The sequence below is a fragment of the Paracoccus sp. N5 genome, assembly GCF_000371965.1.
Classification (GTDB): domain Bacteria; phylum Pseudomonadota; class Alphaproteobacteria; order Rhodobacterales; family Rhodobacteraceae; genus Paracoccus.
Genome location: NZ_AQUO01000001.1, coordinates 683,331 through 697,981, shown reverse-complemented (window position 1 = coordinate 697,981; position 14,651 = coordinate 683,331). Strand labels below are relative to the sequence as shown.

10 protein-coding genes and 2 pseudogenes are annotated in these 14,651 nt (G+C 64.3%); 6 read left to right on the top strand and 6 right to left on the bottom strand.

The genetic code is table 11. The features are described 5' to 3' along the window. Positions 1–572: 572 nt before the first annotated feature. Complete coding sequence (locus PARN5_RS0103460; protein WP_017998398.1) at positions 573–1,592, bottom strand: hypothetical protein; 1,020 nt, start codon at positions 1,590–1,592, stop codon at positions 573–575. Between the two features lie 9 nt (positions 1,593–1,601). After that, positions 1,602–2,312 carry a 2Fe-2S iron-sulfur cluster-binding protein gene (locus PARN5_RS21595; protein ID WP_198289561.1) on the bottom strand — a complete coding sequence of 237 codons (711 nt, stop codon included), beginning with the start codon at positions 2,310–2,312 and terminating at the stop codon, positions 1,602–1,604. A gap of 16 nt (positions 2,313–2,328) precedes the next feature. Between PARN5_RS21595 and PARN5_RS25070 the strand changes: the two genes are divergently transcribed. Beyond that, the gene (locus PARN5_RS25070; protein ID WP_346420405.1) at positions 2,329–2,709 is read left to right on the top strand and encodes an SDR family oxidoreductase; all 381 of its coding nucleotides are present in this window, start codon (positions 2,329–2,331) and stop codon (positions 2,707–2,709) included. Positions 2,710–2,872: 163 nt separating this feature from the next. Here the strand turns inward: PARN5_RS25070 and PARN5_RS0103450 are convergent, their stop codons facing one another. Both PARN5_RS0103450 and PARN5_RS0103440 read right to left on the bottom strand, forming a co-directional pair. Further along, entirely contained in the window at positions 2,873–4,606 is a 1,734-nt protein-coding gene (locus tag PARN5_RS0103450; RefSeq protein WP_232419296.1) for an ABC transporter substrate-binding protein, read from the bottom strand. Positions 4,607–5,298: 692 nt separating this feature from the next. Next, a pseudogene (locus PARN5_RS0103440) lies at positions 5,299–6,443 on the bottom strand (IS3 family transposase). Between the two features lie 55 nt (positions 6,444–6,498). Here PARN5_RS0103440 and PARN5_RS23215 point away from each other — a divergent pair. The 4 genes and pseudogenes from PARN5_RS23215 to PARN5_RS0103405 all read left to right on the top strand — a co-directional run bounded on the left by PARN5_RS23215 (position 6,499) and on the right by PARN5_RS0103405 (position 11,966). Then, positions 6,499–7,269 (top strand): annotated as a pseudogene (locus PARN5_RS23215) (IS3 family transposase). A 728-nt stretch (positions 7,270–7,997) separates the two neighbouring features. Beyond that, a complete protein-coding gene (locus PARN5_RS21585; RefSeq protein WP_036744556.1) occupies positions 7,998–9,041 on the top strand; it encodes an ABC transporter ATP-binding protein in 1,044 nt (347 codons plus the stop codon). Between the two features lie 26 nt (positions 9,042–9,067). Beyond that, positions 9,068–10,237 (top strand): extracellular solute-binding protein, encoded by a 1,170-nt coding sequence (locus tag PARN5_RS0103410; protein WP_232419295.1) that lies wholly within the window; start codon positions 9,068–9,070, stop codon positions 10,235–10,237. Between the two features lie 85 nt (positions 10,238–10,322). Beyond that, positions 10,323–11,966, top strand: coding sequence for an iron ABC transporter permease (locus PARN5_RS0103405; protein WP_232419367.1), 1,644 nt, complete (start codon positions 10,323–10,325; stop codon positions 11,964–11,966). Positions 11,967–12,974: 1,008 nt separating this feature from the next. Here PARN5_RS0103405 and PARN5_RS24755 read toward each other — a convergent pair. After that, positions 12,975–13,304 carry a hypothetical protein gene (locus PARN5_RS24755; RefSeq protein WP_232419294.1) on the bottom strand — a complete coding sequence of 110 codons (330 nt, stop codon included), beginning with the start codon at positions 13,302–13,304 and terminating at the stop codon, positions 12,975–12,977. A gap of 263 nt (positions 13,305–13,567) precedes the next feature. Here PARN5_RS24755 and PARN5_RS23210 point away from each other — a divergent pair, with 263 nt between their 5' ends. After that, positions 13,568–13,738 carry an SDR family oxidoreductase gene (locus PARN5_RS23210; RefSeq protein WP_017998385.1) on the top strand — a complete coding sequence of 57 codons (171 nt, stop codon included), beginning with the start codon at positions 13,568–13,570 and terminating at the stop codon, positions 13,736–13,738. Positions 13,739–13,865: 127 nt separating this feature from the next. On the opposite strand, the gene PARN5_RS0103380 is transcribed toward PARN5_RS23210, so the two are convergent. Continuing rightward, the gene (locus PARN5_RS0103380) at positions 13,866–14,618 is read right to left on the bottom strand and encodes an FCD domain-containing protein (RefSeq protein ID WP_017998384.1); all 753 of its coding nucleotides are present in this window, start codon (positions 14,616–14,618) and stop codon (positions 13,866–13,868) included. Positions 14,619–14,651: the final 33 nt, after the last annotated feature.

Below are 14,651 nucleotides of genomic sequence, written 5' to 3'. Positions count from 1 at the left end.
CGTTCCAGCCATTCATGGTCGCCCGACGGGCCGCCGAACAGCCGCACGTTGCGGCTGGCCCCGCGCCACAGGAAGGTGACGATGGCCTCGCCGTTACCGGCATCCTCAACCATGGGCGTGCCCTCTGCCGCGACCTCGCGCCAGAAGGCATCGGCATCGCCACCGGCTGCCAGCGCGGCGATGCGCGGGCTGAGATACTCCGGCGCGGGCGGGTGCGCTGCTTCAAGGCATTCGGCGAGCGCATCGCCGCAAGAGACCCAGACCGCCAAACCGCCGAAATCGAGGTGAGTGAGCTCCGCGTCGACGCCCTTCCTGATGCGACAGCTGCGAAACGTCTGCACGGAGATGGCGCTGAACGTGCTGGCCTACAACATCAAGCGCATGATCGCCTTGGTGGGCATCCGGCTCCTGATGCAAGCATCGCAGGCTGATCGCCGCGGTGCGGCTTGTCGAGAGGGCTCCGGAACCACGTATCGGATCGACTACCGCGGGCAGTTTCCACACAGGCTTGGCCCGGAGACGACGGCACCAGCTTCGCCGGCCATCGTGCCCTCCGTCCATCCGCGATCAACTCAACGGTTCGCCTTGCTCTCGACCGCCGCCTTGAGGTTGGTTCCGGCAATCTCGCGCCAGGTCTCGCGCAGCCAGTGGGCGATGACCACGTTCTGCTCGAACAGCGAATAGCCCACGCCACCGCCGTAATCGGCCATGTCGATCATGTCGGTGGTCAGCCAGCGCAGCGGGCTGTCGGCGCGGTCGTGGTGATGTTGCAGCACCTTGCGGGCGACGTGCTTGCTGGGCTCGACCTTCCAGGCATGCCAGTCATGCTCCCATTCGCCGGGTGCCGGGCGGAAGAACGGATACTGGCAGGCGCGGCCGTAACGCCCGCCCGGTCCCATCATCGCAGTATTCTTCGGCCCGTTCGGCGCCACCGGCCGGGTCTGCAGCCAGACCACCATGTTCTGCGCCAGCCAGTCGTCGATGACATTGCCGGGCTCATGGGGATCGAGGACCAGCCGGCCGCTTTCGACATCGGCGCGGATGCCGCAGGCGTCCTGTTCCTCGGGGCTTTCGATCTTCAGCAGCACATGCGAATGGTCCAGCACGAAGTTGAACGGCACCCCCCGCGCGCGGATCTTCTCGGCAACGGGGGTGATGCGGCGGAAATCCTCGGTGAACATGTAGATATGCACCTCGGCTGCGATGGTAATGCCCAGCCTGTCGCCCTCATCAACGGCGCGCAGGTAGAACTCCACCACCTCGTCATCGGCCACGACATGGCCCTGCGCGTGATGGGTCAGGATCATCAGGTTGTGGCACTCGGCGCCAGCGCGCTGCGCCCATTCCAGGTTGTGCCGCAGCAGGCCCTCATCCCGGCCGATCTGATAGGTCCAGAGCCCGGTGGTCATCGGCACGCCGAAGCGGTTCGAGGCCTCGACATAGGCGCGCTCCTTGCCAGGCTGGGGAATGCGGTCGAAATGGTCGAAGACGCCGCTGTCGCGCAGCAGCCGGAACTGCTCCTCGACCGGCAGGGGGGCGCGATGCATCACGCCACGGCCATTGCAGCCGAGCGACAGGTTCTTATGGGTCATGATCGGCTCCTACAATGCGATGCTGACGGCGCCCTGCGGACGGCCGCAGCAGGTCAGCACCATGCCCTGCTCCAACTCGCCGGGGGCCAGGCCCTCGGTATCGTCCATGGCGACCCGCCCGGCGCTGCAATGCGCCTTGCAGGTGCCGCAAAGTCCCATCTGGCAATTGGTCGGCACGGCGATCCCCGCGCGCGAGGCGACGTCGAGGATGGTCTCGCCCGGCCGATAGGGCGCGGCCTTGCCCGACAGGGTGAAATGCACCAGGTTCTGTCCTGCATTCGCCGGCTGATGATCGACGGGCGACGGGGTGGCGGTTGCGGCGGGCTCGCCGCCATCGGGACGCAGGCTTTCCGGCGCGGCGCCGTCGGGATTGCGCCGCTCGGTGGGGTCGCCGAAGCTCTCCTCATGGTAATGCGCCATGTCGAAGCCGGTCTCGCCCAGCATCGCCCTGACCGCGCGCATATAGGGCGCCGGCCCGCAGGTCAGCACGGTGCAGTCATGCAGGTCGGGCACATGCGCCTGAAGCATGTCGCGGGTCAGGAAGCCCGCCTCCATGCCCGGCAGGGCGTCCCGTTCGCAGATGAACCCCGGCGTCATGCCGCCACGCGCCGCGATCGCCGTCAGCTCGCCCTGGAACAGCAGATCCGCCGGGCTGCGGGCCGAATGCAGGAAGGTCACGCGATAGGCGGTCTCGCGCCGGTCCTGCAAATAGCGCAGCATCGCCATCATTGGGGTGATGACGCGGTTTTCCTATGCCGGCTTTGCGGCCTATGCGGCGGCAAAGGGTGCGGTCGAGGTGCTGACCCGTTACATGGCGCAGGAGTTCGGGCCGCGCGGCATTGCGGTGAACACGGTTGCGCCGGGTGCCATCGAGACCGATTTCGGCGGCGGCGCCGTGCGCGACAAACCCGGGGCGGTTCAACCCGGGCGGTTCAGCAGCTTGCCGACGGTGGCAGGGGTATTCTCGAACGTGTCCAGACGCAGCACCTCATCCCCACGCTCTCCAATCTCGGCCACAATCTGGCCAATGAGCGGCGCAGGTTCGGCTACCGGCGGCTCTTCGTGCTCTTGCGGCGTGAGTGACCTGCCATGGGATTTTTTCTTCAGTTGCGATTAGAGTCCGCCCCAAGGAAGAGACGGACGATGAAGCGAAGAAGTCGAACCGAAGAGCAGATCATTGGCATCTTGCAGGAGCAAGGCCGTGGCGAAGTGCGCCGACCTTTGCCGCAAGTATGGGATGCCCGAAGACACCATTCAGGGCATTTGCTGCCTTGACCGGATCAGTTCTTTGCGCCCGGTCTGAATTTCGACAGATCTGTGGTGCTCAAGGTTGCCCCTGCATCCTTGACCTCGACGAAGGTGAACCAGTTGTCATCCGGCGAGCCATGGTGCTTTTCCTTGCCGAATTCATAATGTGCTTCCTTGCGGCCTTGCAGGCCGTAGAAGCTGCTCATTCCTTCGATTGCATTCTTGACCGCCGCGCGCGCGCCCGCGATGTCGTCTGCCGCCAGCCGTTCCTGCACGGCCGGATCGGCGGCCGCCGCGAAAATGATCTGGGCCGTGTCATAGCCAAGAAGGGGATACATGGTGGGCTGATGCTCGGCGCCGAACTTGGCATCGAGCCTTGCGAAGAAATCCTGTACATCGGGCCGTTCCATATCGACCGTATTGGCGATCAGAATGCCGTCGCTTGCCTCTGCGGCCATATCGCGAAACGCTTTCAGCAAGGCGCTGCGGGCCACCACCGTCGGCACCTTCAGGTCAAGCTGGTGCATGGTCCGCAACACCCGCGCGCCATCGGCAGAATAGGGATAGACGATGACCGCATCCGGTTCTGCCGCTTTCAGACTGAGGATCTGCGGCGAAAGATCCACTGCATTGATGTCATAGGCTTCTTCCTGGACGACCTCGATTCCGTGCATCGCTAGCGCCTTGCTGGAGGCTTCGATGCCATCCAGACCGAAGTTCAAGGTGTTGCCGATCAGCGCAACCCGCTTGAACCCTTGCGCGGCCAACATATCGGCAATCGCCTGTGCATCCTGGCCATTGCGGGGACCGACACGGAAAACATAGCCAGCCGGATTGTCGGTCAGGTTGTCTGTCGCCAATGCCATCAGCAGCAGCGGAATCCCATATTCGTTCGCGACCGGGATCATCGAGATCGAGGTGTCGGGGTGGGCGCCGGTAATGGCGATGGCGCCGTCATCCTCGGCACAGCGCGTCGCCGCCGTTCCGGCAAGCTGGAAGTCCATCTTGATGTCATAGACGACGATCTCGACCTTTCTGCCGGCGATGCCTCCTGCCGCGTTCTTCTCGTCGACGGCAAGGCGCAGCCCGTTCAGAGCAAGCCGTCCCACCTCTGCCGCGCCATTGGACTGGTCATCTGCCGAACAGATGATGATCGGTTTCAACTCTTTGGCCAACGACACGCCGGGGGGTGCCAACATCAAAAGCGACAAGAAGCCAGCCGCAAGGGCGAACCTTCCGTAAGTCATGCTATCCTCCATTGCATGAATGATGACCGAAACCGTCCGGCAGCGCGTAAGCGCGTCACGGATGGATGAAAATGCTGCGCAGCAGGGCGTCACTGCCTTGTTCGGCTGCGCCCGCCTGATGAATGGTGCGCATGATGTCGAGCCCGCGCATACCAACGGGGTTGGCTGCCCTGCAGCAACCATCCGGTACCTTGCAGCGACCCGATAGATCGCGAACCGGTCAAGTGGGACGGTATCCAGTTCCCCGATGACTTCCGCAATTTCCCCGAGCGATTTTTCGGCTTCCCTCTGTATGCGCAGGGCCGCTATATAGTTTAGACCCGCTGCCTGACCGGCAACATTCGGGGTGTTCCACCACCCGTGATTGCCTTGGGTAAGCGTGTGGCCGGTCATCGGCTTCAGCGCCGGATGGGCTTTGGAAATGCCTTCGGCCATACGGGTAAGCGCCTTGCCGACCTCTTCGGGCTTGGGGCTTTGCGCGCCTTGGAAAAGCACATAAACTTGTTCCGGTGCCTGCACCTCGGGGTCGATGTTCTCGGTTTCGATCCAGACATCCTCGGACCAGACCGTCCGCGCCTCGCGCTGAGCGGGATGGAGACCACGCGACTGAACAGGATCTGCTCGTCCCGGCGAATGAAATCGCTGACCTGGCTGGACGCGAGCCCGCCAGAGCCGGAACTTGGCGCGAAGATTACCTCGGCAATGCCGTCGATCGGATTGCTCGCGGGGGGCTGTCCCGGCGGCGTGAAGGGATCGGGAAGTAGGTGATACTGGACATAAGAGGTAAAGCCGGGAATCCGGGTTGCAAGAACGCCGTGAACGTCGCGCCAGTAGCGCTGGAACAGATCGCTCGATATGTCGCCGCGCCGCTCGAGGATCGCGACAAGGGAATCCATACGGGTGGTCGGTCCGGCAGCGGATGCGGTCTCAGCGCTCTGCATGACGGACCCCGTTGATGCAGAGGGCGGCCATCGACTCCTTGGCCTGGGATTCCTGGACGCGTCGATCGGGGGCGCGTCTGCGGATAAGTCCTTGCAAGTGCATTTTGTTCTCCGTCCTTGATCTTTGCCGTTGAGCACAGAACCCGCAAAGTCAGGTTGTCGTTGTGCATGAAAAAGCAGCCCGTCCGAGGCTGCGCGGCTGTTCAGATCTCTGTGCCGTGATGGTTGTCATGAGCTACTCCCCATCTCTTGGACAGTTTCCGGGATGATTTAAGCTACTCTCTGCCCCTGCTGATCGGTTTCGATCTGGTTGAAGTAGACCACGGCGGGCGGCTGTCCGCCATGGGCGGCGTGGGGCCGCTGGTGGTTGTAGAAGGTGATCCATCGGCCAACGCCCGCCTTCGCCTGCGAGCCGGTCTCCCAGGCGTGCAGATAGACGCACTCATACTTCAGGGACCGCCAAAGGCGCTCGATGAAGATGTTGTCGAGACACCGGCCCTTGCCGTCCATCGAGATCCGGGTGCCGATCCGTTTCAGCCGGTCGGTCCAGGCGAAGGACGTGAACTGCGAGCCCTGATCGGTGTTCATGATCTCGGGCGGGCCGAAGCGGTGGACCGCCTCGTTCAGCGCCTCGACGCAGAAGTCGGCTTCGAGCGTGTTCGAGATGCGCCAGGCCAGCACCTTGCGGGTGAACCAGTCCATGATGGCGACCAGGTAGAGGAAGCCTCGTCGCATCGGCAGATAGGTGATGTCGGCACACCAGGCATGGTTGTGCCGATCGACCCGCAGGCCACCCAGCAGATAGGGGTAGGTCTTGTGCCCCTTCGCAGGCTTGCTGGTGTTGGGCTTCTGGTAGATCGGCATCAGACGCATGAGCCGCATCAGCCGCCGGATGCGCTTCATGTTCACTGGGTGCCCTTCGTTCTGCAGGTGCCAGGTCATCTGCTGGACGCCGTAGAAGGGGGTTTCCAGGAACTGACGGTCGATCAGCCGCATGAGCGCCAGGTTCATCTCGGTCTCGCCCTGCGGTGCGTAGTAGAACGACGACCGCGAGATCGACAGCAGACGGCATTGCGCCCCGACCGACAGCGTGGGGTGAGAGCGTTCGATCATCCCGCGCCTCACCTGCCGGTCCAGGGCTTGAGCTTTCGTGACAAAAAATCGTTGGCGACGGCCAGCTCTCCGATCTTGGCGTGCAGCGATCGCACCGTCTCCTCGTCGACCTCGGCCTTCTTCTTCCTGCCGCGTTCGAAGATGTCCGATGCCCCCTCGAGCAGCGCCTTCTTCCACTGGTGGATCATCGTCGGATGCACGCCGTATTCCGCGGCCAGCTCCGACACGGTGCGCTCGCCCTTCACGGCTTCCAGCGCCACGCGAGCCTTGAAGCCCGCGTCATGGTTCCTGCGTTTCGACATCGTCTGTTCTCCTCGTTCTTGGAGACCAGCAGACGGAAGATCAGAGCTTACGTCACTGTCCGATTTTCGGGGAGGTGCTCAGAGACCATCATCGGGCATCCTGAAGGAGCATGCAGCCGGCCTGTTGGCACTGGAGCTGTGCCGCAAGCACGGCATCAGCGATGCGACCTTCTACAAGTGGCGCTCGAAGTATGGCGGCCTGGAGGTCAGCGAACTGGAAGAAGCTCCGCCGCCTCTACCGCGCAGAGCGGCTGACGGTGCGCAAGCGGCGGCCGCAAGCGGGTGCTCGGAACGTGGGCGCCGATGGCGATCCCGCAGGGACCGAACCAGCGCTGGAGCTTGGACTTCGTCTCCGACAGCTGGTCCATGGCCGCAGGTTCCGGATCCTGTGCGTGATCGACGACTTCAGCCGGGAATGCTGGCGGCGGTCGTCGACACCTCGCTCACCGGGCACCGGGTTGCCCGGGAACTCGACCGGATCGCCGAGATGCGGGGGTCTGCCCTGCATGGTGCTCTCCGACAACGGCACTGAGTCGACTTCGAACGCGATCCTGCGCTGGCAGGAAGAACGCGGCGTTGAGCGGCACTCCATCGCACCCGGCAAACCGATGCAGAACGGCTTCGTCGAGAGCTTCAATGGCCGCCTGCGGGACGCGTGTCTCAATGAGCACCTGTTCGCCAGCCTGACCGGGCTCGCCAGTTGATCGCGGCGTGGCGCGACGATGACAATCACCACCGCCCGCACACGAGCCTCAACGGGCTCACTCCGCGGGAATACCGCAACCGGGCAGAGAAGGACCAAACCCGGAACAGAGCTGACTTCTGAACGAAGACAATCCGGGGAGCAGGTCAACGATTCCAAACCCTACGGTAACATCCTCGACTTCCGCGCCCAGCGCGATGCGGTGACCGGAATCCGTCACAACCTGATCCGCATGTGGTCCGAGTTATGAGCACTGAAAAGCCGGTCGTCGAGCATCCGGCCAGTGAGCCCTGCCTAAATCCGCCGGCTATTGCCGGTCAAAATGGCATACCGCGTCAGGATCGGATCCGACTGGCGACTTGGCTCATGGCGTACGGCGAAAGATGGGAGTCGTATTGGTGGAAAGATTTCTGTTCTATGATGATGTCCCGGTGGACGAGTCGCTGTTCGTGCGGGTGCCTGGCGTAGAGCCCAAGCAGGGCTTGGAGGGGTTCCATTAGGGGCCTCGCATCCCGGATCTCCCCCGTCTTGCCAAGGCGCGTCAGAAACTTGCCCTCTGATGCTCATGACCATGGACAGAAGGTCAAGGCATAGAGCGGCCGGCGGCGCTGAGTCTCGCTCTGGCCGGGCGGTTCGAAATGCGCACCCGGCAGGCGCCAGCCATCGCACCCGTCGTTACTTACCGTCAGGCATCCGTCCCGACATTGTGCAGCCACCCCTGAGTAGACAGGCGATATTTTCTTCGTTGGCCGCGCGCTTTACAAAGAACGCGGGCCGCCTGCCCGAAACGGTCGGTGGGCACGACCTTCACCGCGCCGGAGCATGAGCGGGCAGATTGCGAAAGGGATAGAATGACAGGATCGGCGCTGCACCCTCATCTTCAGCTCTCCGGTGTCACGCACAGGTTCGGCTCTGTCATTGCGCTCGATGATCTCTCGCTTTGTGTGGCGCATGGCGAGTTCATCTGCCTTGTCGGCCATTCGGGATGCGGCAAGTCCACGCTTCTGCGCGCCATCGCCGGCCTCGAAACCCCGGAGCGGGGCTGCATTCTGATCGACGGATGCGATATGTCCCGGCCAGAGAGCTTCGTCGAGCCCGAAGCGCGCAATATCGGCTTCATGTTCCAGGATTACGCGCTGTTTCCGCACCTGACCGTGGAAAACAACATCCTGTTCGGCCTGAAGCGCCTGGCCCGACCCGCAGCGCAAGCCAGATGCCGCGAGATCGTCGCGCGTCTGGGGCTGGAGCACCTCGTTTCCAGATTTCCGCATATGCTTTCGGGCGGCGAACAGCAACGCGTGGCCCTGGCCCGTGCTCTGGCCCCCCAGCCGCAGATCCTGCTCATGGATGAGCCTTTCTCGAACCTGGACCGCAGCCTGCGCGACGGCATCCGCGCCGAGACGATCTCGCTTTTGCGCGAGTTGGGCACCACCGTGATCATGGTGACGCACGACCCCGAGGAGGCGCTGTCGGCGGGCGATCGGGTGGTGCTGATGCGATCGGGGGAAATCGTGCAGGAGGGCTCGGGCAGCGACCTTTATGACAGGCCGGCGAACGCCTATACGGCCGAGTTCTTCTCGACCTTCAACAAGATCTCGGGCCTGTGCCGGAACGGCTTTCTCGAAACCCCGCTGGGCCGGTTCGAGGCCCCGGATCTTGCCGATGGCCAGGCGACGCTTCATGTGCGCCCTCACAGCCTTTGCCTCGATCCCGACCTCGGCGGTATCGATTGCACGGTCGTCGATTGCGTCTTGATGGGGGAAATAGAGCAAACCCTTGTCGCCGTAGCAGCGCTTCCGCAGCCTTTGAAAATTCGCTCGACACGGCGATCACGCCTTCGTCCCGGCCAGAGGGCACAGGTTTCCGTGATCCGTGATCAGATTTTTATCTTTTGAAAACATATGGTCAGAAATGCTTCGCCATGACGCTGCGGGCCTTCCATTATCGATGTGGACCTGAAGCCGAACCTTGCGCGAAAAGCTTTACTACTACAGTCAACTATGCTTCTCCTGAATCGGCAGGCCCAAGGCCTGACCTTTTTACTCATGAACGAGGGAGCGTCATGGCGACGGGATGCACGAAGTTTGGTGGGGCGATTTTCGGATCGGTGCTGGTTTTGGCAGGAGCGCAAGCGGCATCGGCAGATGAACTCAATCTCTATACCACGCGCGAGCCTGGACTGATCCAACCGCTGATCGACGCCTTCACCAAATCGAGCGGCGTCACGGTCAATACCATCTTCCTGCAGGATGGCGTTGCCGAACGCGTCATCGCCGAAGGGGACAAATCGCCGGCCGACGTGCTGATGACGGTCGATGCGGGGGTTCTGATCGATCTGGTCGAGAAGGGCCTGACGCAAAGCGTCGAGTCGCAGGTCCTGAACAGCACGATTCCCGAAACGCTGCGCGATGACGACGGCCATTGGTTCGCGCTGTCGATGCGCGCCCGCGCGGTTTATGTGGCCAAGGATCTCGAGCTTGACAAGATCACCTATGAGCAGCTCGCCGATCCGGCCTGGAAGGGCAAGCTGTGCATGCGGTCCGGCCTGCACCCCTACAACGTCGCGCTGACTGGTTCGTTCATCGCGCATCATGGCGAGGAAGCGGCCGAAAAATGGCTGACCGGCCTCAAGGCCAACCTCGCCCGGCCGGCGGCAGGGGGGGATCGCGACGTGGCGCGCGACATCATGGGCGGCCTTTGCGAGATCGGCATCGCGAATTCCTATTACGTCGGCCTGATGCGCAGCGGTGCCGGTGGCCCCGAGCAAGAGGAATGGGCCAAGGCGATCCGCATGATCCTGCCGACCTTTGAAGACGGCGGCACGCAGGTCAACATCACCGGCGCCGCCGTGGCGCGCCACGCGCCCAACAAGGACCAGGCGGTCCAGTTCCTGGAGTATCTCGTCTCGGACGAGGCGCAGGCGATCTATGCCAAGGCGAATTTCGAATATCCGGTCAATGCGAATGCCACTGTCGATCCGCTGGTCGCCGAATTCGGCACGCTGACCCCGGACACCATCGACATCGTCGAAGGCGTGAAGTTCCGCGCGGCCGCCACCCAGATGGCCGAGCGGATCGGGTTTGACAACTGATCGCCATCCCTTCGGCGATGGCCCGCTTCGGCGGCCATCGCCGTTTCCCGGTCCCATGAAGTCAGCCGAGCCGATCTTGCCGAATGTGCTGCCCTGGCGCCGCCGCAGCGGCGGCGCGTGGCGGCTTGCCGCGCTGCTTGCCGCGGCGCTGGTCTGCCTGCCCGTGCTGTCGCTGCTTCTGATCGCGTTCCAGGGCAGCGCCGGGCTGTGGCCGCATATGCTGGCCAATGTCTTGCCGTCGGCACTGTGGAACACGGTCATCCTGCTGGCGGGGGTGGGCGTGCTGGTGACGGTGATCGGAACCACGACCGCCTGGATGGTCACGGCCTACGACTTTCCCGGGCGACGGATTTTCGAATGGGCGCTGCTTTTGCCGCTGGCGGTGCCGACCTATATCATCGCCTATGCCTATCTGGACATCCTGCACCCGGTGGGCGCGGTGCAGGGCGCCTTGCGCAGCATTCTGGGCTATTCCAGCCCGCGCGAGTTCCGCCTGCCCGACATCCGCTCGATGACCGGCTGCATCCTGCTCCTGGGACTGGTGCTCTATCCCTATGTCTACCTGACCACCCGGGCGATGTTCCTGACGCAGGCGGCGAATCTGGTCGAGGTCTCTCGGACCCTGGGCACGCGCCGGAACGGCGTCTTTCGCCGCGTGGCACTGCCGCTGGCGCGACCGGCGATTGCGGTGGGCGTCAGCCTGGCGCTGATGGAGACGCTGAACGACATCGGCGCCTCGCAATTCCTTGGGGTCAGAACCCTGACGCCGTCGATCTATTCGACCTGGATCAACCGCTCGGATATGCCGGGCGCCGCGCAGATCGCACTGGTCATGCTGGCAATCGTGGTCCTGCTGGTGCTGGTCGAGCGTCATGCGCGCCGCAATCAGCGCTTCGCCACCGCGGCGCAAAAACCCCGCGTGATGTCTCCCACCCGGCTGCGCGGCTGGCGGGCGGCAAGTGCTTTCGGCCTGTGCCTGTTTCCAGTCGCGGCCGGCTTCATCGCTCCGGCGGCCTACCTGTGCCGGGAAGCCTGGAAGCGCATCAGCTTCGCCGGCGTTTCGCCGCGCATCTGGGCCGAGATCGGCAACACCGTCGCGGTTTCCGCACTTGCCACCGTGCTCGTGCTGCTGTCTGGCCTGGTGCTCGCCTATGCCGCGAGAAACTGTCCGGGCCGGACCACTTCGCTTGCCGCGCGGGCGTCGACGCTGGGCTATGCGGTGCCGGGAACCGTCCTGGCCATCGGCCTGCTTTACCCGGTCGGCATGTTCGACCGTTTCTGGGCCAGCGGCGTCGAGCGGCTGACCGGCGCTGCACCCGGCCTTCTGCTGCTGGGTTCCGGTGCCGCGCTGGTGCTGGCCTATTCTGCGCGGTTCATGGCAATCTCCACCGGCGGAATCGAGGCCGGGTTCGCCCGCATCCCGCCCTCGCTGGACCATGCGGCGCGGATGCTGGGCCGAACGCCCACGGGAGCGTTCCTGGGAATCCATCTGCCCCTTTCGAAAACCGCGATCGCCTCGGCCGGCCTGCTTGTCTTCGTGGACTGCATGAAGGAACTGCCGGCGACATTGCTGCTGCGGCCTCTGAATTTCGAAACCTTGGCAACCCATCTTTATGGCGAGGCCGCCCGGGGCACCTACGAGGAAGCCGCGATTGCCGCCATGCTGATCGTCCTGATCGGCATGCTGCCGGTCATGATACTGTCCCGAATGGGCCGGGGGCGACCCTGACCCGAGCCCTGCCTGCCATCAGCCCTCGCGAACCGGGGACGGCAGCGAGGTGACGCCCGCGATAAACCCATCCGTCCGGCTTGGCGCCGGCGAGATGCTCTCCAGCCGACCTCCGGCCGCCGAGACGATCTGCTGACAGACATGCAGGCCCAGGCCAAACCCGTCGCCACCATGAGGAATATAGGGCCAACCTTGAGACCAAAGTTCCGCAATAACCCGCTCAGGAATGTTTCCAGCGTGATGAACCCTTGTTGCACCGCTTGCGAGTGGTGAGCAGAGCGCGAACCTCCTGTGTGGAGAGCCGATGCGCTCGTCCCAGACCTGCGCCGCCTTCCTTCCGGCTCGGGCGTCTTGCCGCAATGGGTCGCGGGGCGTCGAAAAATGTTCATCAGCGGTTTCTTTCGGAAAGGTTGATCGAAGCGCCACCGGCATGGTCGTCGCCGGAGCGGATGGCGTGGCCGGCGATCGAGAGCCCACGGCTCAGCGCCTGGCTCCGGCGCATTTTTTGGGCCCATTCGGGTGCGCCATCAGGCATGGCAGCGTCGGCGCCTGCACCAGTGGGGGCGCCCCCGGCAGTGCCCATGGTGGACGTGCCGCCGGTAGCCGCAAAACGCCCTTCGCGCCGGAGGCATAGCTGGCTTGATGCCGCCCGCGGCCTTCCCGACCATGCGGCGCAGGGGCGAGATCGCACCAGAGGCCGTGGCGTTGGCGACGCTGCCCATGCCGGAAGCGATGCCGCCCGCGCCGGAATGGCCTATGGCGCCGAGCCTGTAGGCGGTCGAGGCCGCACCCGCAGCCGCCGCGCCTGTCCGAACGGTGGCAGCGCCGCCGGAGAGAGCCATGCCGCCGGTGCGGGCCGCGAGCATGGTCGCGCCGCCTGCTGCCATGACCGCGCCGCCGATGGTGAGACCGGTGCGGCGACGGCTCCGGCGCCGAGCTGCGGTCCACCGGTAACCAGTCCATTGGCGATGCCCGGCCCGAAGATGCCAAGAAAACCGGGGCGACCCATTAGCTGGCCGGGCCGGGCGACCGCTCGTCCCGCGCGCCGGGAATGGCGCGGGCCAGGCTGTGGCGCAGGAAAAAGCGGATCATCTCGCGCGAGGCGTCCGGGCCTTTCGGGTCGGTGAAACGCCCCCGGGACGAGCCGCCGGACCAGGCATGGCCCGATCCCGCGACGCTCCAATGCTCGACCAGCGGACGGCCCGAGCCGAAGCGATAGACGGCCCGCCGATAAGCGCGGCCATTCGGCACCTGGCCGGCGGTCTCGGCGCCGCGCAGGGCCGGGCAAGGCTCGCGGGCGCGCAAGACCACCAACCGTCCGTTGCGGGGATTGACCACGCGGGCTGCTGTGGAAGACGACCGTCGGCATCGGCAGCATCTGGCGCAAGCCCGGATCGCCGCGCTGCATCGCCACAAGCGCCGAGGCCTGGTCGCGGGCCGCGCCCGCCGGCAGTCCGGAATGCACGCCAACGGCCGCGAAAAGCTCGGGCTAGGCGCGGGCCACCGCAGCGCCATCGGAGCGTTTACAGACAGGCCGGCGACATAGACCCGCGCCGGATCGGCGCTGTGCTTCCTGACCAGGTCGCGTCAGGCTGGCAAGGATGGCGGCCTCGCCCGCGCCCCAGCGGTTGTCCTCGGGCTGGAACCAACCGGTCGGATGCGTGGGGCAGCCCGATGACATCGCCGACGTGGTTCCTTATCTCGCGTCCGACGAGGCGCAGTTCGTGACCGGCGCCGAACTCGTGATCGATGGTGGATTTACCGCCATGTGATCGCGCGGGGTCGCTGGCAAACCCTGGTATTCCGGCTGCGTGCAAACGCCCTTGATCATGCGTCATGCAGGCCCCGACAGGGAATTATCGCTCCGGCATTGAACCTTCGCCCAGGCTTTCGCTTGGGTCATCTGTTCGTCAGCAGCGCGGTCGATGGCTGCTCCGCTTCCTGCAGAGCGATCTCGCGATAAGCGACGACATGACGCGCCATGCGCCGTTCGGCCTTTTCGCCGTCCTGCTCGCGAATGGCCTCCATGATCGCAGCGTGGGCGCTTATGGCCCCTTGGCGCCGATCGAGTGTGGTGACTTCCTTGTAATCCATCGCGTCGCGCACCGGCTGGGCAATCGCCTCCATCAGGGCCATGAGGGGCTCGTTTCCGCTTGCACGCGCAATGGCAAGGTGCCACTCAAGGTTTACCGTCTTGTATTCCAGAATGTCGTCGCCGGATTTGACAAAGCGGTCGTGCAGGGCGTCCATTTCCGCAAGCTGCTGCGCCGTCCGCCTGCAAGCGGCGAGCCGCGCAAGCGTCGGCTCCACCGCGACCCGGCATTCCAGAAGAGCGTCGAGGCGGATCTCATGAGTGCGCACGAAGAGCTCCAGCGAGCGCGCCAAGACATCGCGCTGCGGACGGGTGACCATCGATCCCCCGCTCCGGCCGACCCGTGTCGAGATCAGCCCTTCTGCCTCCAGCACGCGCAGCGCGTCGCGTACTGAGGTTCGGCTCAATCCGCTGTCGGCAACCATCTGACGTTCATTCGGAAGATAGCTGCCGGGTGGAAACGTCCCCGCGACGATCATGTCGCGAAGCTGGGATGCGAGAATGTCTGACGCCTTGGGGGCGTTGATCGGCGCAATTCCGCTACCGTTCTGATCTGCCATGTCTGTCACTTTCGGCTTTACCGGCTAAATGGC